Raw genomic sequence first — 23,354 nt, forward strand, 5'->3', positions numbered from 1 at the left:
CCTATTCCTGTATTATATTAAATAGTTGATATGTCGTCGTTGCATATCAGCGATACTATATTGCGCGGATACCGATAATCCTTATATATCCAATTAAAGGAATGGATGCCATGGAGCAGCTTGCCCAGTATGTGTTCACCCCGATCCCCGAAGAAATGATCTGCTTCCACAAATCAACCACCACGGAGCAGCTCAGCCCGGCTCAGCCTTACCACCGGCACGATGCCTACGAAATCTACCTGTTCCTGAGAGGCAATACCTATATGTATGTGGAGCAGTCCTGCTACAAGCTCTCCCCCGGCGATCTGATTCTGATCCGTCCAGGTGAGATGCACCGCTGTGTCTGTGCCGACAACCAGACCTATGAACGAATCGGGCTGAACCTGCGAAGATCCGCCCTGCGGCGGCTATCCAGCAGCCGCACGAACCTGTTGGCCTGCTTCAACGCCTTTCCCTCGGGGCTGAACACGCTGATCCGGCTCTCCCGCGACCAGTGCGCCTTCTATTCCAGACTGGCGGACCAATTGATCTATAGCCTTCACTCCGAGGAGTACGGACAGGATCTGCTGGCCGATTCCTATGCCACCCGCCTGCTTGTATTCATCAACACTCTGCAGCAGTCCTCCGCCGCTTTGCCGCATAATCTCATGCCGGAGCTTGTCCGCCGGACGATGGCTTACATCGAGGAGCATCTGCTCGAACCGATCTATTCCGCCCAGCTGGAGCAGGAATTTCATTACAGCGGCAAATATATAAGCCAGCAGTTCAAAGAGCACACGGGACTTACCGTCCGCTCCTATATCGTTAACAAGCGCGTCTCCCTGGCCATGAGCCACCTTACCTCCGGCAAGAGCGTCGCGGCCGCCTGCGAGCTGTCCGGCTTCAGCGATTACGCCAACTTCATCCGCAGCTTCACCAAGGTGGCCGGTATGTCCCCGGGCAGGTACCGGGCTGGTATGCTGCCGTAAGTGCCCGGGCATTCTTTTGAAAAAGGTAACGTTAATTATAGCTGTCTTTTCACCTTACGTTCGACGTAATGTGTGATACTGTATCTTTAGGGTAGCAAAGGTCTCCGTCAAACAGAGGGCACTGAAAAGAAAATAATATATGGGGGTCACAGGAGGATATTGGAGCAGAAGGTACATTCGAAATGGAAGATATCTCGCCATATTATAGGGACGAACGGTTATATCCTCACTTCATCACGTTTAATGACAAAATCGTTGGCTTTATTCTGGTTACCTCCCCTCCTTATGTTGCAAAGGAAGTGGACTATTCAGTGCAGGAGCTATTTGTATTGCCCAAATACAGAGGCACGAATATAGCCAAAGATGCTGTCATGCAAATCTTCAAACTGTATTCTGGCCGCTACGAGGTGGGGATGTTCAAATCGAATGTAAAAGCTGTTAAGTTCTGGACGAAGTTGATATCAGCACTTGAAATTCCGGTATTCGTAGAAGATGGTTCCACTGAAATTCAAGGAAATGCAGTGCAGACGATGGGTATGAAATTTACGGTATCCTGCGAGTCTACTTGCAACTAATGGGAAACAACAGCTTAATTAACCGCCCTCTGCAGGGCGGTTATATTTTTGGCAGAATATCAACATTGAGAATTAACAGCGCTACTCGCTGTCCGCCTCCCAGTAATCGCCAACCAGACCTTCAATAATACTGCCGCTGGCCCAGGGCATCAGACAGAACCAGGTGCTGGCCGGTGAACCGTCACTGTAGGTCTCGGTTACCAACCCCTCAGAATGGCAGAATCTCTCGGACATCCAGCCTGTCAAGCCGTGATCGAACTCCCGGTCATACCGGTTGTAGGTCTGACAGCCCCAGCCGACGGTATCCAGCATCCGCTGCCGGACGTAGGGATCATCGCGCTGCTGCACGAAGTAATACAGCTCATCCACCACGCTGCTCGACATGGGATGAATATGCGGATTGGCGACGGAGGTCACACTCCCCCCGGAGCTGGACCAGCCCACTGTGCTGAGCGGCGGCACCTTAACCGGTGAATTATAAGCGAATTTGAAGGTGAACTCGTAAGCAAGCGCATCTCTCATATGATCCAGATACAGCTCATCCCCAGTGAGGGCGTGCAGATATCGCACCGCCCGGATATACGCCAGAATCCCTTCAGAATCTACCGCCTTATCCGCATCAAGCGGCGCCCCATAACACTCCATCCGTCTCACATAGGTCTCATAATAATGCCGCTCGCTGCGCTTCAGGCTGTCCAGATGCGACCGGTTTCCCGTTAGCCAGCTATAGTAGGCTATGGCAGCCATGATCCAGGTCCCGCTGAAGGAATCGTATTCAAGCCCGGCACCGGTTCGCTCGGAGAGAATCGTAGGGTATTCACCGTCCGAATTCCGGCTTCTCTCCAGTACAGGGAGAATCTTCCGCACGAACTCCACCCACTCCTCGTGAACGACATGCTTGAGCCGTTTCTCGTATTCATAGGCCTTCATAATATAGAACAAGGCCTGTCCGCATAGATAGGCGGAATGTCCGGGCGTGCGCATCCCGTCAAACCACCAGCCGTGAATGCTCCATTTCCCGTCCTGATAGGCCTCATAGGGAAGACCGGAAGCCGGGTTCAGGGAGTTCCCGATGATATGCTCAATGCAGGAGAGCGCCTGCTCGCGCATAGGCTCATCTCCCAGCCGCAGCGCAGCCATCAGCATAGGGGTGGCTACAGTCAGACCGTTTGTCCAGCTGATGGAGATGATTTTATTGTACCGGTACCCGCCCGTCTCCTTGTCCTCATAGACAAAGGTTGTGTAACTCCGGTCCTCAGGCAGCCACGCATACTGATAGATGGCCTTCGACAGATCGGCCGCAGCGCTCCTGATCCCGCTGCCGGGTCTTGGGGGCTGATGATAGCGGGAATAGATCTCTTCCAGCGCAGCATTAATGCTCAGCTCAGACTCAGCCTTGTAGTCATACAATTCCAGCAGGAACGCTACTGACTCTGAGGCCGCCAGTTCGAAGCAGTTCTCCTCCAGCGGTGCCCGTTCCTTGACGAGACGCGATTTGATGAACAGAAGCGGAGCATTCTCATACCCCAGCGTATAGCCGACCGTTCCCTTGGCAAGCGAGCAGGTGAGGCCGCCATACTGCAAGAACTCCCCCTCTAGCCCAGGCTTCCACTGGATCTTCTCTCCCTTCCTGTATATAAAATAAGGGCTGGCGCATAATCCGTACACTTTGCCAGTGTCGTATACCAGCGCCGCCGGATGCGACAGCCGGTCGCTCCGGACCATCCACCAGGGAGAAGAAGGACGCGAGGGCTGGCCGTCTCTAAGCCGCGGGAACTCATTCGGAACATTCTGCGGAGCTTCCCCCCGGTTACGGCCATACATAAATGCGGGAAGAAAAAAGCGCGGATCAGCCTTGGCGAACGGCAACTCCACATGAATGACGCCTGACCAAGGCGTGCTGTTCAGATTCTTAATCTGTACATGAGCCTGAAAGGGGTGCTGTGCACTGCCTGTCCCGCCTGTTATCTCAACGGATGCATGTAGTCCATGCCCGTTAAGTCCGGTATATTCAGGATCTTCCTGAGCCTTGCTTCTTGCCGTTATGATCAGTTCCACTACCCTGTCCTCCAGTCTGTTGTAATACGATAAAAGGGTTGCAAATCATATTCCTGCATGCTAGGATAATGTCATTTTAAAGTAGTTCCAGAGAAGAATCATTGCAGGTTCCGCTGTTATTATTGCGCGAAATGATCCGGAGGTTACCCATGAACGAGCCATTTGAGCTTCGCTATGACCCAATCCATAAAGATTACCTCTACCTGCACAGGACAACCACCTATAATATGGGAACCTTCTATCACCGTCATGAAGCGTATGAGCTGTACTTATTTCTGCGCGGCAACGTCAAGTTCTATATTGAGAACAGCTGCTACCACCTGCAGCGCGGAGATCTGCTTGTGCTGAACCCGGAAGAAATGCATCGTTCCTTCAGCCAGGATGAATCGGAATATGAACGGATTACGATCAATCTCCAAAAATCTTATCTGCACCGCCTGTCTACTCCGGCTACCCCTCTATCCTGGTGCTTCGACTACCGCCCGAAGGGTAAGGGCAACATCGTGCATCTGGAGGAAGCCGAGCTTCAGCAGGTTCTCAGGTTGACCGGCGATCTGGAGGAGGTCCTCTCATCGGATGCGTATGGGGCAGATATCCTCGCCAACAGCATGCTTGCTCAATTATTGGTGCTGACCAACAGCGTGTTTCATAGAACAAGCATCGTTCCTGCGGATATCATGCCGGAGCTGGTCCGCAGGACCATGGAGTATATTGATGCCCATCTAGGCCAGACCCTCACGCTTGAGCAGCTTAGCAGCACCTTTCATTTGAACAGCACCTATATTAGCCGCCAGTTCAAACAGCACACAGGCTTAACGCTCCGTTCCTATATCCTGGACCGCCGGATTTCGTTAGCCAAGGCCTGCCTCCGCGAAGGGCTTAGCATCACCGAGGCCTGTTATCAATCCGGCTTCAGCGATTACGCTAACTTCATCCGCAGCTTCACCAAGGTGGCCGGAGTATCCCCTGGAAGGTACGCCAGGCAGGAATAAAACAGAATGTAGAATGTTCGCGGGAAGTGGAGCGGGAAGGCGCAGTGTCTGCGGAAGGCGGGACTGGATCATTAGGGGGCTGGGGATTTACAGATTCGAGAGAGTGTTGCTTACAGTTGAGAGCGCGGGGGACTTACAGCGTCTGACTCATGGCGGCGGACTTATACAAGTGGAAATTGTACATCTAATTTGGCGGTAAAGGGGTACGTAAACTAATTAGTTGGAAAAATGCAGCTTACTCAGCCCGACTTCTGCTAAATCCATCGGATTCCAGGAATTAAGTGTACTTTTTCAAACTGCTTGCCCTCAACCCTCGATTTCGGCAAAATTAAGTGCCTTTTTTCCAACTATATCCGCCCTTCCCTCTTGCAACGTATCACATAAGGCCCCCAGCCAAGCCGGGGGTTATTGTTTAAAAAAAGCCTCCCATAACGGGAGGCTTGAAGGGTTGGAGACTTGCAAGCATGGAGGCTTGCAATCTTGCAGGCTTGCAAACTTACGCTGCAACTTAAACTCAATCTACTTCTTATACCCAAAATCCGGTATAGCCGTCCATCTCCGGCGCAGCTCGTGGGCTGCCGCTTTGGGCTTGCGTTCCCGGGTGAAGATGCCCTTCTTGTTGCCCTGCACGCGGATGATGCCCTGGCTGGTAGCAAAGTCGGCGAAATTCCATACCTGCTCGCCCACAAACTCCTGGAACTCGTCGAAGACTTCATGGTTCGCCCGGTAGAACGCCACCTGGTACTCTTCCGTGAACATGATCGGCTCCACATCATGCAGTCCGGCTACGGTATCGGTTCCATATTCGGTCATCATCATCGGCTTGCCCGGGCACCGCTGGCTCCAAGCTTCCAGCTCCAGCCGCAGCTTGTCCTTCGCCGACTCCAGATCTCCCCCGTCCACATACCAGCCGTAATACCGGTTGAAGGCCAGCACATCGATCAGCTCAGAGATCCTGTCGTTCGCCGGCGAAGCCTCAATATGCGTTACCAGCGTAACCGGACGATGCTGCGGGTCTTCTTCCCGCAACTGCTCAATCAGCGGCTTGAAATATTCATAAGCCCCATCCTCATAAGAGGCTGGTTCGTTCGCTACATTCCACATCACTACACAGGCATGGTTCTTATCCCGGTTAATTAGCTCCCGGATCACCTGCCGGTGATGCCCGAAGGTCTGGACCTCTGCCCAGGTATCCTTCTTCGAACCTCCTGAGAACATCACCAGGAAATTAAGATCCAAGCCTACCGCCGGAGTCTCATTAATCACGACGAAGCCTTCACGGTCAGCCAGACGCATCACTTCCTCGGCATACGGATAATGCGCCGTGCGGAAGGAGTTGGCCCCCGACCATTTCATCAGATTGAAATCCATAATGTTCGCGGCTTCATCCAGTCCCCGTCCATGGAACGGAGTGTCCTCATGTCTGCCGTACCCCTTGAAGTAGAAGGGCTCGCCATTGATCAGGAACTGCCCGTCCTTCACCTCTACCGTCCGTACACCGAACGGCAGCTCATAGACATCAACCAACTGCTCCGCTTGCAGAAGCTCAATCTTCAGGGTGTATAGATAGGCATTCAGCGGCTGCCATAGGATCACGCCGGGAATATCCAGAGTGCCGGACCGTCCTGAACCTGAGCAGACCGCCTTCCCCTCTTCATCCAGTAGCGTGACCCGGACCTCAGCTTCTCCGCTAATGTCCACGCTATAGCGGACTATCCCCTGCCTCTCCTTCCCCTGCTCCTCCTTGTAATCGGTCACTACAGTAACGTCCTGAACGAAGGTCTGCGGCGTGGAGTAGATTTTGACAGGCCGCTGCAATCCGGCAAAGTTGAAGAAATCAAAGTTCGGCTGATTCTTCACCTTGGTCTTCCCGTCCGGGCCTTCAGTCTCTGTGTACAGGCCTACAGGCAGTGTCGTGTAATCCACGACATTATGAACAGCCACCGTCAACCGGTTCGTTCCAGGCCGGATATAGCTGTTAATCACGCCCTCGAAGGGAAGGAAGCCACCGGCATGCTCCATCACCAAGCTTCCATTGATAAATACCTTCGCCTTATGGGTAGCCGAGCCGAAGCGCAGCACCAGCCGTTCATTCAGGATGTTCGCCGGGAGCGTCAGCTCCCGCTCGTACCACACCCAGCCGACATGATTACGAATCTCCGGGCTTACGCCAAGATCATTGTAAGCCGAGGGCACCGCCATTGGGATCGTATCTGTGAGCTTCGATGCCTGCCAGCTCTCGTCCCAGCCGGAGCCATCGTCCAGCTTGAAATTCCATACCCCGCCCAGATCATACAGACTGCGGGTTTCCGTCATTATTGGATACAGCACGGGCAGCACTCCTATCTAATCTGTGATATCTGCTTCTTAGGATTTGGAATCAATAATCTTCTGAATCTTGGTTTGTGCATGCTGAATCGTATCATCAATACTTTGACCGGACAGCATCATTTTGTCGAACTCCTCCAGCAGCACCTTCTCCAGCTCAGCGTGATAAGGTACTGCCGTAGCTGCAGTAGTAGATTTGGTATTCTCCAGAACATAGAGCAGGGAAGCTTTGTCGATCATTTCCGGGGTCTTGCTGCCTGCGATGATCCGGTCCACCACATCATTCAGATCAGCTTTTTTCCAGGACGGGATATTCTTGCCTTGCAGTACAATCCCTTCGGTGGAGAACCAGCGGATGAAGGTGTAGGCTTCGTCTTTATGCTTGGACTTGCTGTAGATGCTCAGGACATCCCCGCTCACGTTCGATGACATTGGATCTTCCGCTTTCATCTTAGGCAGCGGAGCGAACACGGTCTTGAAGGTAGCTGGAATGGTATCCGTTCCGCCAGTCTCCGGGATCAGGAAGGTCCCCGTAACAAGCATACTGGTGTCCTGGTTGAAATATTGCGGTCTGTAGTTCAGCTTCTGGCTGACCACCTCGGAATACGGGGTTGCGGAGCCTTCCGATTCTCCCCGAAGCCGCAGCTCAAGCGACTTGCGCATGAACGGATTGTCGATATTGGCGGTCTTGCCGTCATCGGTAGTCAGATTGGCATTCACCGGCTGGCCGAAGTTCTGCGCCACATATCCATATTGAATCCAACTGTGGAAGTAGGTGCCGTACCGGGTCTTATCGCCATTCTTTTTCGACATCGCCTTAGCGTAATCCATGTACTGATCCCAGGTCCAGTCCTTAGGCAGCTCAAGTCCCGCCTCCTTCAGATGATCCTCGTTAATAATCACAAGACCCTGGGAGGACTTGCCGGGCAGTCCATAGACCTTGCCGTCAATACTGGTATCGGATGTATATTCGTCCTTGAAATTAATGCTGTCCTTGGCCAGATAATCATCCAGCGGCTCAATCATCCCCAGGCCTGCACGCTGGGACAGGAAGGTCATGTTACTGAACATGAGGATATCCAGATCATCGCCGCCGGCCACCGCCAGGTCGAGCTTCTTATAATACTCGTTGGAGTTGTTGTCCTCTGCAGAGGCGAATTCCACCTTAATGTTCGGATGCTGCTTCTCGAACTCGGCAATGACGATATCCCAGTTGTCCATTTTTTTGGCATACCAGTTGCTAAGCTTAATGGTTACCGCTTGTTCTGCATCTGTTCCGGCACCCGTTGCCGCCGGCTCCTTCTCTGCATTGCCGGCCCCTCCGCAACCGGATACCAGCAGGGATAACAGCGGTATAGCGATGAATAGATTGCGTTTTACTTTTGACATGATACAACCCCCTGTAATGTAATTAGTCTAGCCTTTGACACTGCCCATCGCAACTCCCTCAATCACCTGCTTCTGGCCAATCATGAAAATAATTAACAATGGCAGAATGGCTGATACGGCACCTGCCATCATTAAGGAGTAGAACTCGCCGCTGAAATCAGCGAATTTCCGGATGCCCAGCTGCAGGGTAAACAATGAATCGGAACGAAGGAAGATCAGCGGATTCTGGTAATCATTCCAGGTCCAGATAAAGCGGAGAATCATATAGGTAGCAAGGGCTGGCTGCACCAGTGGCATGGCAATCCGCATGAAGATCGTCCAGTGGCCCGCTGCATCAATCCGCGCCGATTCAATAATTTCATCATGGATTCCCAGGAAGAACTGCCTCAGCAGGAAGGTTCCCAGCACGCCGGAGGCGGCAAGCAGCACCAGCCCGAAATGGCTGTCGAACAATCCAAGCCAGCGGTACATAATGAACTGCGGAACCAGAATGGCCTGCGTCGGAATCATGAAGGTGGCCAGGACAACCAGGAAGAGAATATCCCGCCCTTTGAAAATGATTTTGGAGAAGCCGTAAGCCGCCATAGCGGAAATAATCAGCGATAGCGCTGTAGACATCAGGGTAACCTTCGTCGTGTTCCAGTAATAGAGTGTGAACGGCACGGCTCCCGCCCATACCTGCTTGTAGTTCTCCACCGCATTCCATTTCGAGGGAATCCATTCTATCGGATATTTCATCACATCCAGCTCGGGCTTGAAGGAGGCGGAGAGCATCCATAAGAACGGCATGATGAACAGGATACCCGCAACCGCCATGAAAACGGTAACAATAACACGGTTAAGTTTGATCGATCGCATGTGTATACCTCCTAGTAGTTGACCCATTTCTTTTGTCCGACCCATTGAAACAAGGTCACCAGCAGGATGAGGATCAGCAGAATAATGCCCATCGCCGAAGCATAGCCCGACTCCAGATTGACGAACGCCACCTCATACAGATAGTAGACAATAACTGAGGTTGAGCCTGCCGGGCCGCCGCCGGTTAACACCATAATGAGATCGAAGACCTTGAAGGACCCGACAACTCCTGTGATAAGCAGGAAGAAGGACGTAGGCGACAGCATCGGCAGTGTAATTCTGAAGAATTGTCTGAGCGGTGAGGCCCCGTCCACATCGGCGGCTTCATACAGATCCCGTGAGATATTCTGAAGGCCCGCCAGATAGATGACCATGTTGAAGCCCAGTGAAGTCCACACCATAATAATCATGACCGAGATCAGGGCGAACTTGGGATCAGCCAGCCACATGGGCGGATGCTCGATCCCTATAGATCTGAGGAAGCCGTTGATCGGACCGTTGTTCGGGTGATAGAGCACTCTCCAGAGCAGGGCGATGGCCACGAAGCTCGAGATGAAGGGCATGAAGTAGATCACTTTGAAAAAGGTTTTGAAATACGTTGCCTTGTTGATCAGCACCGCCAGCACCAGCGCCAGGAACATCGCAACCGGAACGACGGCAATCATGATCAGGTTGTTGTAGAGCGAGCGGTGAAAGGACTCGTCCTGCACCAGCCGGGTGTAGTTATCCAGACCGACAAACCCGAACCCGTCCAGCCCGGACACAAAGTTCCAGTTCGAGAAGCTGATCACACCGGATAGAAGAATCGGAATAATTACCAGCGTTACGGTCAGAATGAGCATGGGGGCAATGAATAAATACCCTGCAATATTGTCGTAAAAGGATTGCTTGCGCATCTTGCTTATCCCGGGGCTGCCGGACCGTTTTGCCGTCCCCTCTTCAGTAATAAACTCCACTTTATCCACCTCTTTTTATGTTTGTAGCTTTATTATAGAAGGGCAACTTTTATTGCACATGCAACGAATTTATCTGTGGTGAAAACTTTGTATAGCATTATTTTTTCTAAATCGAAAAATTTATTGGATGAGCCGAACCGCAGAATCAAGTACCATAAGTCTGTGAAGGTCTACTACTGGAGGGATATTAATGAAAGAAAAGCACAGGCTCAGTCAGCTCTCCTTCCGGCAAAAGCTAATCCTTACCTCCATCGCCTGCCTCGTAATTCCGGCACTGGGGATGCTCTATATTACCAACGTCTATTCCAAGCTGATTATCCGGGAGCACTCCTTGGAGAAATCCACGCAGTCCCTGAGAATTGTCCAGTCACAGATTGATGTCATCTTCGAAGAGATGGTGTCGGTGTCGAACTTCGTCCATTTCGATCCGGAGATCAAGACCCTGCTGGAGGATGCCAAGACCAATCCCGTAGCTGCGCGGACCCTGACCAGCCGCCTGGAGCAGGTGGCCGGAGACACCATCGATCTGAGGATCACTCTGCTGGATAAGGAAGGACATGCCTATTCCGATTATTCCTTCTATGATTATGATCCCCGGCAATTTCTGAAACGGGGCTGGTTCTCTACTCTGGAGCAGCTCCCGCCGTATGACACCTTATTTATGGGAGCAGAAGACAATTACCTGACCTCCCTGCAGGCTGAGCAGCCGTATATCTTCATGACAGCACGTGCCTTAAGAGAAGAAACGACGGCCGCTCCCTACGCTTACCTGATTGTCAGCCGCAGTGAGGCTTCGATCCGTGAACGGTTTGCTTCACTGGAAGAGGATGTGTATCTGCTGGATGAAGAGGAGAACATTCTGTCGAACCGGAACCAGGAGCTGATAGGCACAAGCTTTGATCAACTGCTGCCTGTAGATGAGCTGGTCTTCCCTGACATCGTCAAGTTCAAGGGGCAGAATCAGCTCCTCCTTGAACTGCCGCTGAAGTTTGCCAGATGGAGACTCATCAGTGTCGCTCCCTATGAGCAGCTAACGGAAAGATTGAACGGGATTAACCGGACCGGCCTGATTATTCAGACGATATTTGCAGTCAGCTTCTTGTTCGCGCTGACGGTTCTGCTGCGGAGATTCACCAAGCCCGTGCTTGTCCTGGGTAAGGCGGCCCGCCGGGTGGAGGACGGGGATCTCATGGTGCGCTCGGGCATCCGGGGAGCCGATGAGATCGGCAGCCTGGGGCACTCCTTCGATAACATGCTGGACCGGGTACAGCTGATGCTCAGGCAGGTGGAGACGGAGCAGGAACTCAAGCGCCAGGCGGAGATTGCGATGCTGCAGGCCCAGATTAACCCGCATTTTCTATTCAATGTGCTTAGTTCGATCCGGCTGAAGCTGCTGATGAAGCAGGATGAGGAGAATGCTGCGATCGTCGGCTCCCTCTCCGCTATGCTGCGGGCCAGCTTCTCCAGCCGGGAGGAATTCGTCTCCATTGCCAGTGAGCTTGATTTCACGAAGCAGTATATGGAGTTAATGCGGTTCACGATGAGATACCCTACGGAATATGCAGTGCATGTGGACAAAGAGCTGCTGCTGGAGACGGTGCCGCGGTTCATCCTGCAGCCCATTATTGAGAATGCTTACAAGCACGGGTTCTTGCAGGGCGGAGGGCGGGTCGTCATCACCATCGGACTCGTTCAGTCCAGGCTAACCATTAGCATCGAGGATAACGGCACGGGAATGGAGGAGCATACGCTCGCAGCCCTGCTTCAGCACATCAGGCAGAAGGATGCGGAGTTAGGTGCCCTGAGTGCTGACGGGACGCCAGTGGCAGAGTCCGCTCGCGGCATCGGATTAATCAACGTCTACCAGCGGCTCAAGCTAATCTACGGGGAGCGCTTCGAGATGAACATTGAGAGCATTCACGGGGAGCGCACCACCGTACAGTTAATCATGCCCGTGAAGCGGATAGGAGCAGATAATCATGACCTATAAAGTAGTACTGGCAGACGATCATTATCCGGTGTTGGAGTATTTAAGCACTTCGATTCCCTGGGACACCCTCGGCCTTGAATTATCGGCTTGCTGCTCGGACGGCAGACAGGCCTGGGAAGCCTGCCAGCTGCATCAGCCGGATATTCTGCTTACGGATATCGGCATGCCGGCGATGAATGGACTGGAGCTAATCCAGAAGGCGCGGGAGGTGAACCCTCAGCTGCAGACGATTATCCTGTCCTGCCACGGGGAATTCGAATATGCCCAGAAGGCTGTGAAACTGAATGTGGCCGAATATATATTGAAGGAGAGTCTGCAGATCGATCAGGTGATTGCCGTATTGACGGAGGCGGTGGCCCGGCTGGAGGTGAAATTGAAATCCCGTAACCACTATCTCCAGATGGAGAAGCTGGTCAGCCAGAACCATGCCGCCATCCGGACCCGGTTCATCCGCATGTTCGTGGAGCAGCCGGTCTGGGATGAAGCCGAGTGGTACGGACAAGCCGAAGCGATGGGCATTAGCCTGCACACAGGCACCCCGTATCTGCCTGTACTGGCGGTCCCGGAGCGCTCCTATGAGCTGGAGAGGCGGTTCGGCGGAGTGGTGAACCTGCAGTTCGTGATGGATAATGTGCTGCAGGAATTCCTGGAGATAGACGGCATTATCCAGTTCGCGCTGACGGAACGGCAGTTCATCCTGTTCATTCCTTTGCCGCATATCCTCGTCCGCAATCTTTATGAGGAGTTCCGTGAACACTTCCGGCATGTCCAGAGAATGGCGAAGCTGCATCTGCGGATGGGAATTTCCTTCTTTTATGGGGAGGCTACTCCAAGTCTGATCGATATCAAGAAGCAGATTCAGGCGCTGCTGGATTCCCATGCCCTGCGCTTCTATACCGCCGAGGGAGCGGTTATGAAGTATGCGCCTGTCCAGACCAGCGGCGAGGACCTGTTCGTGCATTATTCGGAGATCCTTCAGCAGCTAAGGGACTGCATTCAGCAGGAGAACAGCTCGCAGCTTGCGGCCAAGGTCAGGGAGATCAAGCAGTATATCGGGGACCAGAAATATCCGGTGGAGAGTGTGAAGAGCTGGCTGCTCAAGATGGTGATGGAGCTGGAATTGAAATATGTCGTCATGCAGAATTTCGTCAGCAACTTCAACAGTGAGCGGCTCCAGCGCTCGATCCAGGAATTCGAAACGCTGGAGCAGCTCATGGAATGGCTGGAGGAATTCCTGAAGGATAAAATACTCATGCTAAGCTCCATGTGGAAGCAGAATGTCCGCAAAGAAATAGCCGAAGCCAAACGGTATGTAATGAATCATATCAGCGAGAAGGTTGGCATGGAGGAGATGGCGAAGCGTCTGGGCCTGAACCCCACCCATTTCAGCCGGTTATTCCGTCTGGAGACCGGGCTGACCTTCATCGAGTACGTGACCAGAATGAAAATGGAACAGGCCCGCGATCTCCTGAATCAGACGAACCTGACCATCGTGGAGATCGCGGAACAGCTCGGCTATGACAACGTCAGCTACTTCATCAAGCTGTTCCGTAACTTCTCCGGCATGACTCCGGCGGAATTCCGGAAGTCCTTCTAGACTGGTGTATAACAATAAGCCGGAAGCAGACTCTAAGGGTCCGCTCCCGGCTTGTCCATTGTCTTATTTAGGATTATCCAGAACTATGATTACTCAGTATTTATCAATCTTGTACCAGAACAGAGGCAGCGGGAACCAGCCTGCGGGTGCATCCACTGCCATATATCGGCCATGCTGGGTAAGCAGAAGCGTCTGAGCCTGCTGCTTGCTGAGGACAACTGCATCCGGCATGGCAGACCGCTCGACGCTCACGCCCTCTTCGTCCACCCGCGCCGTCACCGGCTGTCCGTCCATTACTGCGGAGAATTCTCCCGGGATAATGCCTGTGGTCTTGTACTTCAGCGTAAGGTAAGCCTTCAGGATGTTGGCGAAATCCAGAATATGATACATATCCGAATTCTCGATTACGAAGTCTTCGGCAATGCTGCCAAGAGCCTTATTCAGCGGGATGTCATATTCCGGCGCGTGCAACGTTATTCGCCCGGCTCTGCTGTAAGCCACGTAAGCCTTAATTGTCCGCAGAATATCGTCCGGATTCTCCACTGCGAATTCAGCTATATCATCGCCCGCTTCGTTGACAACCAGATACCCGATCAGCTTGCCCTGATCCAGAACGCCGAGTGCCTTTTGACAGAGCGTACCGAAAATCAGCGGCAATTGCTCTAAGCTGCGTTCAACATAAGCAAGCCGTGAGGTGTTCAGGTTATGCGCAAATTCTGCTCCTCCTTCAACCTCAAACAGCGGACGGAAGGAGATCCCGGTGTCATCCACCCCTCTTAAGCTGTGGCGCACATTGGCCTCTGCCACGGTATATTTGAACTTGACACCGCCAAGCGTGAAGCCGAAATACTCATATCTCTGCCGCTGTCCATATAATACAACCATATCACAGGTACCCCGCAGCTCTTCAAGCCACAGGTTCATAAGCGCTTTCATATGCCCTTCGCCTCGCGCACGCGGATGAACAGATACCGTACCCAGATAGCCGGTGCGCAGCGTATGATCACATACCGTCAGAGACTCTGGAAAAACAGCCACCAGCGCGCGCAGCCTGCCTTGCTCATCCACAGCAACCTTATGCATGGCGGAAGAATCTACACTTTTGTCATAAGCCTTGGGCATCAGGACCTCAAAATCAAAGCGGAAGGCAAGGTTGGCCAAATCTATGTATTCCTCGCGTTCGTGCGGAGCTGCCGTTCTGTATTTAACCATTATCTCCTACCCTTTCAGTCTATATTTTCAACTGCCTACCTGACTATATTCTAGAGGCATCTCCCATCTCCTGCTCAGGTCACTCTGATTTCCGCCGCTTGGCCGCAGCCTCATCAATCGCCTGCTGGATATTGGCCAGAGCGGTCTCCAAGGGCTGTCCGGCAAGATACTGGTTGACGCCCTCCAGAATCTTCACCTGGAGCGACTCGGTCGATACCGTATGCGGCCAATAGAGCGTGGCGTCCTCGCGCGTTACCGCAGCGGCAATGGACGAGACCGAATCGCTCCGGTCCGTCGGGGCCGAGATAACCGAAGGCACTGCCAAAGCGCCTGCGGCCAGCTTCTCCTGCGTAGCCCTGCCGTTCATGAACGCCACGAACTGCTTGGCCTCCTCGGGATGCTCCGTCCGCGAGCTGATCACCCGGTACGTGCCGACATTGATATTCGGCACCGTCCGCACACTGCCCGGCACCATCATGAAGCGGATATCCTGAGCCGGATTCCGCTCCTTGATGCTGGGGATGTCCCAGGTTCCGGTAATAATCATAGCCGCCTGGCCTGTGCCGACCAGATCCTTGGCCTGCTCATGCTTCAGGCTCTTCCAGTTCGGCGGCACGAACCCCCGGTCGATAATCTCCCGGTGCTTCTGGATGGCATCCACGAACACCGGATCATGGGTCCGGATCTCCCCGCTCTCCAGCTTCTTCGTCCAGGCGGCATCCGCCCCGTTATCCGACATGATAGACCCCCAGAAGAACTGGGCTGTGGACCACTCCGCATCCATTGCCACCGGAATAAGCCCTTCCTGCTTCAGCTTCACGCAGAGCGCAAGGAACTCGTCCCAGGTGCGCGGAACCTCCAGCCCGAGAGAGTCGAACAAGGTTTTGTTGTAGAGCAGCCCGTCACTGTGCATGACCTCCGGCGCTCCGTATACCCGGCCGCCCACCGTAACCGGCAGCAGGGAGTTCGGGTAGAATTCCTTGAGAAAATCGGCTCCGGTCAGGTCCAGGTACATATCGCTCCGCAGAGCGCGGAATTCCTCGAACAGGCTGGGCGACCACGTATCGAATACATCCATCGGCTCACCGCCAAGCAGCCTGATCTTAATCCCCGCCGTATAATTATTGTTCTGTATGAAATCTGCATCGATCTGGATATGGGGATACAGCTTCTCGAATTCGGCAATCGCATCAAAATACACTTTGCCTGCTTGCGCCGTATCCAGCAGATAGCTGGAGTACCGGAGGATGACGGGTTCGCGGGTGTCTGCCGCTCCGCCTCCGCCGGACAGCAGGGAAGCGTCTGTACTGCTCCGGGTATCACAGCCGCCAATCATGAACAGCAGCAGAACAATGCTGACCCCAATACCGGGTCTCCACTTCTTCATGACGCTTCCCCTTCCTTAATCTATTCTCCGTTCGCTTCTGTAACGTTCTTGCCCTATCGTTATATTCTGACCGATCCAATAGATTGCAGTCAACGGACAATCAGAGCTTGCCCCCCGAAGTTGCAATCCCTTCGATAAATTGCCGCTGGAACAGGATGTAGATGAGCAGCATCGGCCAAATCGCCAGCACGGAAGCCGCCATCAGCTCCGGGTAGTCCACGGCGAAGGCGCTTTGAATCTTAGCCAGGGCCGAGGAGAGGGTCGCCGCGTCCGAGCTGGTGTTGACGATCATCGGCCACATCAGGTCCTTGAAGGAGAAGAGGGCCGTGAATATCCCGAGGGCCACCAGACCGGAGCGGACCAGCGGGAGCATGATTCTGGCGAAGGTCTGGCCGATATTGCAGCCGTCGATCTTCGCCGCCTCCTCCAGCTCCTTAGGCAGGCCCATGAAGAATTGTCTCAATAAGAAGGTGCCGAAGGCACTGACCAGCCCTGGAAACAGCAAGGCAAAGATCGTATTGCGCATCCCCAGCGCATCGACCATCAGATATTGCGGGATGATGAAGATCTGGGTCGGCACCATCATCTGGAACAGCACCAGACTGAAGCAGAAGTCACGCCCCGGAAATCTTAGTCTGGCAAAAGCATACGCCGCCATCGCGCTGAACATCACCGCGCACAGCACCCTGAGCGCCATCATCGCAAACGTATTCCAGTACAGGATCAAAAAATTATTCTGCCGCCATACCTCCAGATAATTCTCCACCCGCCAGGTCTTGGGGAAAAAGATAAACGGGTTCATCGAGGTGGACTCCGTAACCGACTTGAACGAGGTCAGCACCATCCAGACGAACGGCAGAATCATCGCGGCTGCTCCCAGGAGCAGCACAAGGTGGGCTAAGATACGGTTAAGTTGTTTATGTTTGGCCATAGTGCCGCCTCCTACATGTAGTTGACCCATTTTTTTTGCGCTCGCATCTGGAAGAAGGTGATGATCATGATCAGCGCGAGCAACACCATTACAATCGCTGAGCCATACCCCTTGTTCGAGTACTTGAACGAGTTATTATAGAAGAGATACACAAGCGATACTGTATGGTCATAGGCCGGGTTACTCACATCGATCATCATATAGATGACATCGAACACTTGCATGGCCTGGATAATCGTGGTCACCACAACAAAGAACAGGGTTGGCGTTACAAGCGGCAGGGTAATCACGAAAAATTGGCGCACCCGGCTGGCTCCGTCGATATCCGAAGCCTCGTAGTAGTCCTTCGGGATCTCCTGCAGACCGGCGAGCAGCAGCACCATATTATAGCCGATGACACTCCAGATTCCGATCACCGCGATGGATAAGATCGCTACCCTCGGGTCCGTCGTCCAGTTGACGGCCGGAAGGCCCAGCTTGGACAGCCCGTAATTAATGAGGCCATAGTGCTGGTTATACATCCAGCGCCATACCATGGTCACTGCCGCAGGAGCGGCGACCATCGGAATGAAATAGATCGTGCGGTACAGCGAGCGGCCCGCGAGCTTACCGTTCAGCAGGACGACCACCAGCATGGCGATGGCAATGCTGACAGGAACGACCAGCAAGGTGTAGAGCAGTGTATTGCCGACAGCATGCCATACCTGGGGATCATGAATCAGCTTGCGGTAATTCTCCCCTCCGATGTAGATATTGCCTTTGCCGAAATCTCCGCTCTTGAAGAAGCTAAGGTAAGCGGTCTGCACTATTGGAATGAAGTTGAGGACGATAAGGCCGATCATCGTTGGCGCAATCAGGAACCAGCCCCAGGACCATTCATTCCAGGTTTTGGCTCCAATTTTCCTCTTGACGGTATGATTCATCTGCTTCCCTCTCCTATCAAACTTGCGGCAGCCCTGAGGCTGCCGCAGGCATATGACTCTTGCTTATTTCTCTTCCGCGAGACTCTCATTCATCACCTTCGCTGCATTACGGGCTGCTTCCTCTACGGACACCTTGCCGGAGAACGCCGGCTTCAGCGCTTCATAAGCCTTGTCTTCCCAGACAGCCGTTGTATTGGAATACGGGCGGATTACGCCATAGCTGACCATGTCAACGAATGCCTTGATGTTGAAGGTCTTGTTCGAATCCACCCACTTGTCAGCCGCGCCTTTGTACGCCGAGATGGCAACGCCCAGCTCCGCCTGGCGCTCCTGGCCTGTCTTGGAGCTTAAGTATTCCACGAACTTCCACGCTTCCTCCGGATGCTTCGTCTTGGCATCAACCGCATTGCCGAGGCCGTTATAGATGGAAGCCTGCGCAGCCTTCTTGGGCAGGACGGCCACATCGAAATTATTCGCCATGAATTCGTTCTCTGTGAAGCCGCTCAGGTTCCATGAACCGAACAGGCCCATCGCCGCCTTGCCGTTCTTCAGCAGATCGGCACGCTCGGCATCTCCGTACACCTCAGGGGACAATCCGTCACGTACGAAGCTTATATAGAAATCCAGGGCTTCGATCGTCTTCGGATCATCATAGCCTGACTTCTTGTCCGCTGTAATAATGGTGCCGCCATTCTGATAGACGAAGTTGTAATAGCCCTCCTGGTTGTGCATCGGCGCGAGGAAGCCGTATACCCCATCCTTCGTGAGCGCTTTCGCGGCGCTGTGAAGATCATCCCAGGTCCAGTTCTCATCCGGGTATTTCACACCCGCCTGGTCAAACAGCGTCTTGTTGTACCACAGCCCGATGGTATCGAAATCCTTCGGAACCGCATATTGCTTGCCCCCCAGATTATAGATCTGGTTCAGTCCTTCCGGGTAATTCTCCAGCTTGACGTCCTCGCTCTTACTGATGCGGTCTGTCAGGTCAAGCAGCATGCCGTTATTCGCATAGCGGTAGATCTCATTGGAATGCATCCAGAAGACATCCGGCAGCGAGCCGCCGGTGGCTCCCGCTTCCAGCATCGTCCAATAATCGGACCAGCCGGTCACCTCGATATCGACCTTGATGTCCGGGTTCTTGCTCTCGAATTCATCGGCAATGGTCCGCAGACCCTTCTCTTGATTGGAATCCCAGATCGCGTAGGTCAGCTGGACCTTCTCTCCGCTTGCTTGCTGTGTAGCCGCTGCCTCTGCGGACGCGCTTGCCGATGGTGCAGCCGCCTCGTTATTGCTGTTGCTGTTACCATTGCCGCAAGCGGTCATGGTGGCCGCTGCAAGCAGGATGGACAATACGGTTGCTAAGCTTTTTTTCTTCACTAGAATTACCCCCAACTTCCATTTAGGATATGCTGCATCTGCTGCACCTCCAATAGTAGGCGAAGGCGGACGGTATCGAAATGGCTGTTTTTTACGGAACATTTCCTTTTTTTGACCAATCCCCGGAAGCGGCAAAAAGTGCACCCGCAGCGGATGCACTTCTTTTACAGACTCTGTTCTTTTTTTGACAATTGCCATTCTAGTACAGCGGCAGATTTATACTGTTGGATGGGCAAGTTACGGACCTCATGGTGCTTATTCTTGAAATCTCTACTCCTAAACCTCTCGTAGAGAGACGATAAGGGCTACTGAGTCCGTTAATCCGCAAAAGGTGGCGTTTTGCTGGGAATAGGGTCTCTCAGGTCCGTTAATCTGTTGCTTTTCTAGCCCCGGTATTCCTCCGGACTCATACTGTTCAGCTTCTTGAACAGCTTGCTGAAATATGCGGTATTCGGATAACCCACACGCTCAGCAACCTCATAGACCTTGATATTCCTGTCCCTGAGCAGGCTCTTGGCCTTCTCCATGCGCAGCCGGGTCAGGAAGCTGACGAAGTTCTCGCCGGTCTCCTGCTTGAATACCCTGCTGAGATAGGAGGCGTTCACGTTGATCCGGTCCGCTACGGATTGCAGGGAGATATCCTCCGCATACAGCTGCATGATGAGTTCACTCGCTTGCTCTGCATAGCTCCGGGAGGATTCGCCTTCCGACATCTGCGCCCTGCACTGCTCCAGATAACCGGCGACGGTCTGGTGCAGCCCCTCCAGACTCTCTTCATGGAGAATGCTCTCGTACACCGTAAGCCCGGCTTCATTCGGCTCGGGAAGCGCCGGGAAGCAGGACAGAATCGCGCCAAGCATCCGGATGTAGGTCGAACGCGCCGCCTGCTTCGTGCAGCCCTCCAGCAGCATAGTATCCTTCAGGCTGTTCAGGAAGGCAAGCGCCCCTTCGCTTCCGCTCTCGGTATCCTGCCTGAACTTTCGCATGCAAGGCTTGTCGATGAACAGCCGCTCCCCCCTTCTCTGACGGCTCCTGGCCTTATCATAGAAGGACAGGCCGCTCCCGCTGGCGAAGAACAGCTCGTCAAGCGCCATGTCCGCCTCCTGATAGGCCCGCTTCAGGCCGCCAAAGCCGGGAGCCGGACTGCTGACGCCGATGGACAGGGTCAGCTTCAGGAAATCCTTCATCGCCGCCTGGATCTTGGCGGCGGCGCGCTCGATCTCCGCGCGGACAATCCGCCCTTCCTCCCCGAGATCGAGCAGCAGCACATATTCCGCAGAATTCATGACAATGATCTCCTTCGCCCGCTTGCGGGGCAGGATCTCTTCCAGAATATTCGCCACCGAATAGCGCAGCAGCTTCTCATCCTGCTCCACGTACTTGCGCCGCAACTGGTCGAACCGGTTGATCCGCAGCTTCATCAGCACCATCGGCCCGTCCGGCAGGCGGATATGCAGCGCTTCACGCCGGGCGAGCACCTCTTCGGCTCCCTTGAAGCCGCTCAGCACTTCCTTGAACAGTGTCTCCTTCAAATGCTCAATGCTCTCCTTGTAGGAGCCGGGCGGCATTCCGGAGGAACTGCCTGCGGAGAGGCGGACCGCCCGCTTCTTAACCGTCTCCAGCACATGCACCAGCTCTTGCGGCTTCATATCGCTCTTGATCAGATAGTCCGCCGCCCCGAGCCTGAGCGCCTCCTGCGCATACTGGAATTCCTCCAGACAGCTAAGGATGACGAATTGCCCGCCGATGTCCAGCCGCCGGGCCTCCCGGATCAGCTCCAGACCGTCCATCACCGGCATTTTGATATCCGTAATAATCAGATCCGGCCGGTGCGTCCCGGCCAGTTCCAGCGCTTCGCGCCCGTTTGCGGCCTCCCCCAGAATCGTAAATCCCTCATCTTCCCATTGAATAATCGATTTCAGGCCGATACGCATCAGCAGCTCGTCATCCACGATAAGCACACCCAGCATACTCAATAGGCCCCCTTCCTGTCCCGAATGGGAATTGTGATCACGAATACCGCACCCTGCCCCGGACTGCTCTCGAACGATACCCCGTACGGCTCGCCGTATAACCGGCGTATCCGCTGATGCACATTGGTAACGCCGATGCCGCCGCTGTCCTCTGCACCGCCCAGTCTGCTGCGCAGCTTCGCTGCCGCCTCAGCGCTTATGCCCGCACCGTTGTCTCTGACCGTAATGGTGAGTTCTGCATTTCCGGCCCGCCGGACCTCGATAGACAGCAGCCCGTCCTCCTGGTCGGCAATTCCGTGGAAGATCGCATTCTCGACCAGCGGCTGGATGCTCAGCTTCGGAATCTCCTGCTCCGCAAGCGTCTCCTCCACTTCCGAATGGAACTCGATCCGGTTGAAATATCGCACCTTCTGAATGACTATATAATGGCCGATGTGCTCCAGCTCCTCACGGATCGGCACCAGCCGATTGTCCGTCTTGGCAGTATAACGGAGCATAGAGATCAGCGCTCCGGTCATCTCAACAATCTTCTCCGACTGCTGCATGGTGGCGATCCATTTGACTGAATTAAGCGTATTGTACAGGAAATGCGGACTGATCTGGGCCTGCAACGCGCGAATTTCAGCCTCGACCTTCTGCTCCTGCTCCACGTAGATCCGCTCCACCAGCTGCTTGAGTTCAGCGGACATCTGCTCGAACCGGCTGGCCATGACACCGATCTCATCATTCGAGCGGACCGCCGGGAGATTATCGAATTTCCCTTGCTCCACCAGCGTCATATTGCGGATCAGCTGCTTGATCGGCCGGGTGATCAGATTCGACATGTACACCGAGCTGGCCAGGGCGAACAGGATAAGCACGACAGCAATCGTCCACAGATTCCGCTTCAGGATGTCGCCTTCCACCGCGAGCTCTTCCACGGGCATATACATATAAGTCTTCCAGTTATGTTCCTCAAATGGCGACTGGATCAGAATATAGTCCTTGCCGGATACACGGACAATCTGCCTGCCTGAACCTGCGGCAAGTTCTTCCTCACGGACCGGAAAAAGTGTCCTGAACGGCTTGCCGATCAGGTTATAATTGTTGTTGAATATAATCATGCCGCTGTCATCGGTAACGGTGAAGGCCGAGCGGTTGCCTGCCTCCATCCGCTTGTTCAGCCGGTTGATGAAATCTATGTCTACACTTACCGCCATTACGCCGATCAGCTTGCCGTTCTCCATATCGAAGATTTTACGCAGATTGTAAATCGTCCAATTGCTGTCCGCCTTGGTCTGCAGGTCCAGCCGGGTCGGCAGATCGCGCGTAATATCGTCAGAACGCAGGAATTCGGTGAACCAGTCCTCCTCACGGGGGTTATACGTATAGTCGACAGGCTTGTTCGGGGCCACATAGAGGTCGCTGCCATTCACCAGATTGTAGACATAGATAGAGATGGCGCGGTCCTTCATAGTGATGTAATTCATCAGCAATTGCGTGGCCTGAAGTTCGTTCGTCACAGAGCTGTCGTGCAGATAGTTCTGTACCGGGTAGTTCTCCTGCGAGACGGCTGAGATGTAGCTGTTAATCCCGTAGCTGGCGATGAGCGAAATCTGCTTCGTGTCCTCCAGGAATTCCTCGATGCGGATATTCGACTGTCTCGTCACATCGGCCAGCAGGTCCGTATATTTACGTTCAAGCATCTGCTGGGAGGAGATATAGGAGGTAACGAACAGAATCACAACCGGAATCAGAATGGCCAGCAGGAAAAAGAACAGCATCTTGTTCTTCACGCTCACAAAACGGCGACTGGGCTTCAAGGTGAAGGGAGCTTTCAAGTCATAACCTCCGGCGGCAG

At 53.7% G+C, this 23,354-nt stretch carries 17 protein-coding genes; 5 read left to right on the plus strand and 12 right to left on the minus strand.

Annotated features, from left to right (window positions below):
* Positions 1–110 precede the first annotated feature (110 nt).
* Complete coding sequence (locus tag MHH78_RS23870) at positions 111–968, plus strand: AraC family transcriptional regulator (RefSeq protein WP_036729948.1); 858 nt, start codon at positions 111–113, stop codon at positions 966–968.
* A 182-nt stretch (positions 969–1,150) separates the two neighbouring features.
* The gene (locus MHH78_RS23875) at positions 1,151–1,543 is read left to right on the plus strand and encodes a GNAT family N-acetyltransferase (protein WP_341169030.1); all 393 of its coding nucleotides are present in this window, start codon (positions 1,151–1,153) and stop codon (positions 1,541–1,543) included.
* An 81-nt stretch (positions 1,544–1,624) separates the two neighbouring features.
* Here the strand turns inward: MHH78_RS23875 and MHH78_RS23880 are convergent, their stop codons facing one another.
* Positions 1,625–3,601 carry a hypothetical protein gene (locus MHH78_RS23880; protein WP_341169031.1) on the minus strand — a complete coding sequence of 659 codons (1,977 nt, stop codon included), beginning with the start codon at positions 3,599–3,601 and terminating at the stop codon, positions 1,625–1,627.
* A gap of 149 nt (positions 3,602–3,750) precedes the next feature.
* Here MHH78_RS23880 and MHH78_RS23885 point away from each other — a divergent pair, with 149 nt between their 5' ends.
* Positions 3,751–4,593 (plus strand): AraC family transcriptional regulator, encoded by an 843-nt coding sequence (locus MHH78_RS23885; protein ID WP_341169032.1) that lies wholly within the window; start codon positions 3,751–3,753, stop codon positions 4,591–4,593.
* 519 nt (positions 4,594–5,112) lie between these two features.
* Here the strand turns inward: MHH78_RS23885 and uidA are convergent.
* The 4 genes from uidA to MHH78_RS23905 are packed head-to-tail and all read right to left on the minus strand — an operon-like array spanning position 5,113 to position 10,064.
* Positions 5,113–6,924 carry a beta-glucuronidase gene (uidA, locus tag MHH78_RS23890; protein WP_341169033.1) on the minus strand — a complete coding sequence of 604 codons (1,812 nt, stop codon included), beginning with the start codon at positions 6,922–6,924 and terminating at the stop codon, positions 5,113–5,115.
* A 36-nt stretch (positions 6,925–6,960) separates the two neighbouring features.
* The gene (locus MHH78_RS23895) at positions 6,961–8,310 is read right to left on the minus strand and encodes an ABC transporter substrate-binding protein (RefSeq protein WP_341169034.1); all 1,350 of its coding nucleotides are present in this window, start codon (positions 8,308–8,310) and stop codon (positions 6,961–6,963) included.
* A gap of 27 nt (positions 8,311–8,337) precedes the next feature.
* The gene (locus MHH78_RS23900) at positions 8,338–9,168 is read right to left on the minus strand and encodes a carbohydrate ABC transporter permease (RefSeq protein ID WP_076073726.1); all 831 of its coding nucleotides are present in this window, start codon (positions 9,166–9,168) and stop codon (positions 8,338–8,340) included.
* An 11-nt stretch (positions 9,169–9,179) separates the two neighbouring features.
* A complete protein-coding gene (locus MHH78_RS23905) occupies positions 9,180–10,064 on the minus strand; it encodes a carbohydrate ABC transporter permease (RefSeq protein ID WP_083684391.1) in 885 nt (294 codons plus the stop codon).
* Positions 10,065–10,314: 250 nt separating this feature from the next.
* Here MHH78_RS23905 and MHH78_RS23910 point away from each other — a divergent pair, with 250 nt between their 5' ends.
* The gene (locus tag MHH78_RS23910; RefSeq protein ID WP_341169036.1) at positions 10,315–12,114 is read left to right on the plus strand and encodes a sensor histidine kinase; all 1,800 of its coding nucleotides are present in this window, start codon (positions 10,315–10,317) and stop codon (positions 12,112–12,114) included.
* A complete protein-coding gene (locus MHH78_RS23915; protein WP_341169037.1) occupies positions 12,104–13,711 on the plus strand; it encodes a response regulator transcription factor in 1,608 nt (535 codons plus the stop codon). Before MHH78_RS23910 ends, MHH78_RS23915 begins: the two co-directional genes overlap by 11 nt.
* Before the next feature lie 93 nt (positions 13,712–13,804).
* On the opposite strand, the gene MHH78_RS23920 is transcribed toward MHH78_RS23915, so the two are convergent.
* The 7 genes from MHH78_RS23920 to MHH78_RS23950 all read right to left on the minus strand — a co-directional run bounded on the left by MHH78_RS23920 (position 13,805) and on the right by MHH78_RS23950 (position 23,334).
* On the minus strand, positions 13,805–14,923 hold the full coding sequence (locus MHH78_RS23920) for a GNAT family N-acetyltransferase (RefSeq protein ID WP_341169038.1): 1,119 nt from the start codon (positions 14,921–14,923) through the stop codon (positions 13,805–13,807).
* 79 nt (positions 14,924–15,002) lie between these two features.
* Positions 15,003–16,310, minus strand: a complete 1,308-nt coding sequence (locus MHH78_RS23925; RefSeq protein WP_341169039.1) for an ABC transporter substrate-binding protein — start codon at positions 16,308–16,310, stop codon at positions 15,003–15,005.
* A gap of 100 nt (positions 16,311–16,410) precedes the next feature.
* Positions 16,411–17,241, minus strand: a complete 831-nt coding sequence (locus MHH78_RS23930) for a carbohydrate ABC transporter permease (protein ID WP_339313710.1) — start codon at positions 17,239–17,241, stop codon at positions 16,411–16,413.
* 11 nt (positions 17,242–17,252) lie between these two features.
* On the minus strand, positions 17,253–18,164 hold the full coding sequence (locus MHH78_RS23935) for a carbohydrate ABC transporter permease (protein ID WP_341169040.1): 912 nt from the start codon (positions 18,162–18,164) through the stop codon (positions 17,253–17,255).
* Positions 18,165–18,227: 63 nt separating this feature from the next.
* Positions 18,228–19,541, minus strand: coding sequence for an ABC transporter substrate-binding protein (locus MHH78_RS23940; RefSeq protein WP_341169041.1), 1,314 nt, complete (start codon positions 19,539–19,541; stop codon positions 18,228–18,230).
* 383 nt (positions 19,542–19,924) lie between these two features.
* Complete coding sequence (locus tag MHH78_RS23945; RefSeq protein WP_341169042.1) at positions 19,925–21,511, minus strand: response regulator; 1,587 nt, start codon at positions 21,509–21,511, stop codon at positions 19,925–19,927.
* A 2-nt stretch (positions 21,512–21,513) separates the two neighbouring features.
* Positions 21,514–23,334 carry a sensor histidine kinase gene (locus MHH78_RS23950; protein WP_340826861.1) on the minus strand — a complete coding sequence of 607 codons (1,821 nt, stop codon included), beginning with the start codon at positions 23,332–23,334 and terminating at the stop codon, positions 21,514–21,516.
* Positions 23,335–23,354 lie beyond the last annotated feature (20 nt).

Origin of the sequence: Paenibacillus sp. FSL H3-0333 (genome assembly GCF_038002805.1) — a bacterium.
In the GTDB taxonomy this organism is placed as follows: Bacteria; Bacillota; Bacilli; order Paenibacillales; family Paenibacillaceae; genus Paenibacillus_AQ; species Paenibacillus_AQ silagei.

What these genes read in the sequence shown, in the direction of transcription:
- MHH78_RS23920 (WP_341169038.1), bottom strand. Translation starts at nt 14,923, where the DNA reads ATGGTTAAATACAGAACGGCAGCTCCGCACGAACGCGAGGAATACATA.
- MHH78_RS23930 (WP_339313710.1), bottom strand. Translation starts at nt 17,241, where the DNA reads ATGGCCAAACATAAACAACTTAACCGTATCTTAGCCCACCTTGTGCTG.
- MHH78_RS23895 (WP_341169034.1), bottom strand. Translation starts at nt 8,310, where the DNA reads ATGTCAAAAGTAAAACGCAATCTATTCATCGCTATACCGCTGTTATCC.
- MHH78_RS23915 (WP_341169037.1), top strand. Translation starts at nt 12,104, where the DNA reads ATGACCTATAAAGTAGTACTGGCAGACGATCATTATCCGGTGTTGGAG.
- MHH78_RS23885 (WP_341169032.1), top strand. Translation starts at nt 3,751, where the DNA reads ATGAACGAGCCATTTGAGCTTCGCTATGACCCAATCCATAAAGATTAC.
- MHH78_RS23910 (WP_341169036.1), top strand. Translation starts at nt 10,315, where the DNA reads ATGAAAGAAAAGCACAGGCTCAGTCAGCTCTCCTTCCGGCAAAAGCTA.
- MHH78_RS23935 (WP_341169040.1), bottom strand. Translation starts at nt 18,164, where the DNA reads ATGAATCATACCGTCAAGAGGAAAATTGGAGCCAAAACCTGGAATGAA.
- MHH78_RS23925 (WP_341169039.1), bottom strand. Translation starts at nt 16,310, where the DNA reads ATGAAGAAGTGGAGACCCGGTATTGGGGTCAGCATTGTTCTGCTGCTG.
- MHH78_RS23875 (WP_341169030.1), top strand. Translation starts at nt 1,151, where the DNA reads ATGGAAGATATCTCGCCATATTATAGGGACGAACGGTTATATCCTCAC.
- MHH78_RS23905 (WP_083684391.1), bottom strand. Translation starts at nt 10,064, where the DNA reads ATGCGCAAGCAATCCTTTTACGACAATATTGCAGGGTATTTATTCATT.
- MHH78_RS23900 (WP_076073726.1), bottom strand. Translation starts at nt 9,168, where the DNA reads ATGCGATCGATCAAACTTAACCGTGTTATTGTTACCGTTTTCATGGCG.
- MHH78_RS23945 (WP_341169042.1), bottom strand. Translation starts at nt 21,511, where the DNA reads ATGCTGGGTGTGCTTATCGTGGATGACGAGCTGCTGATGCGTATCGGC.
- MHH78_RS23870 (WP_036729948.1), top strand. Translation starts at nt 111, where the DNA reads ATGGAGCAGCTTGCCCAGTATGTGTTCACCCCGATCCCCGAAGAAATG.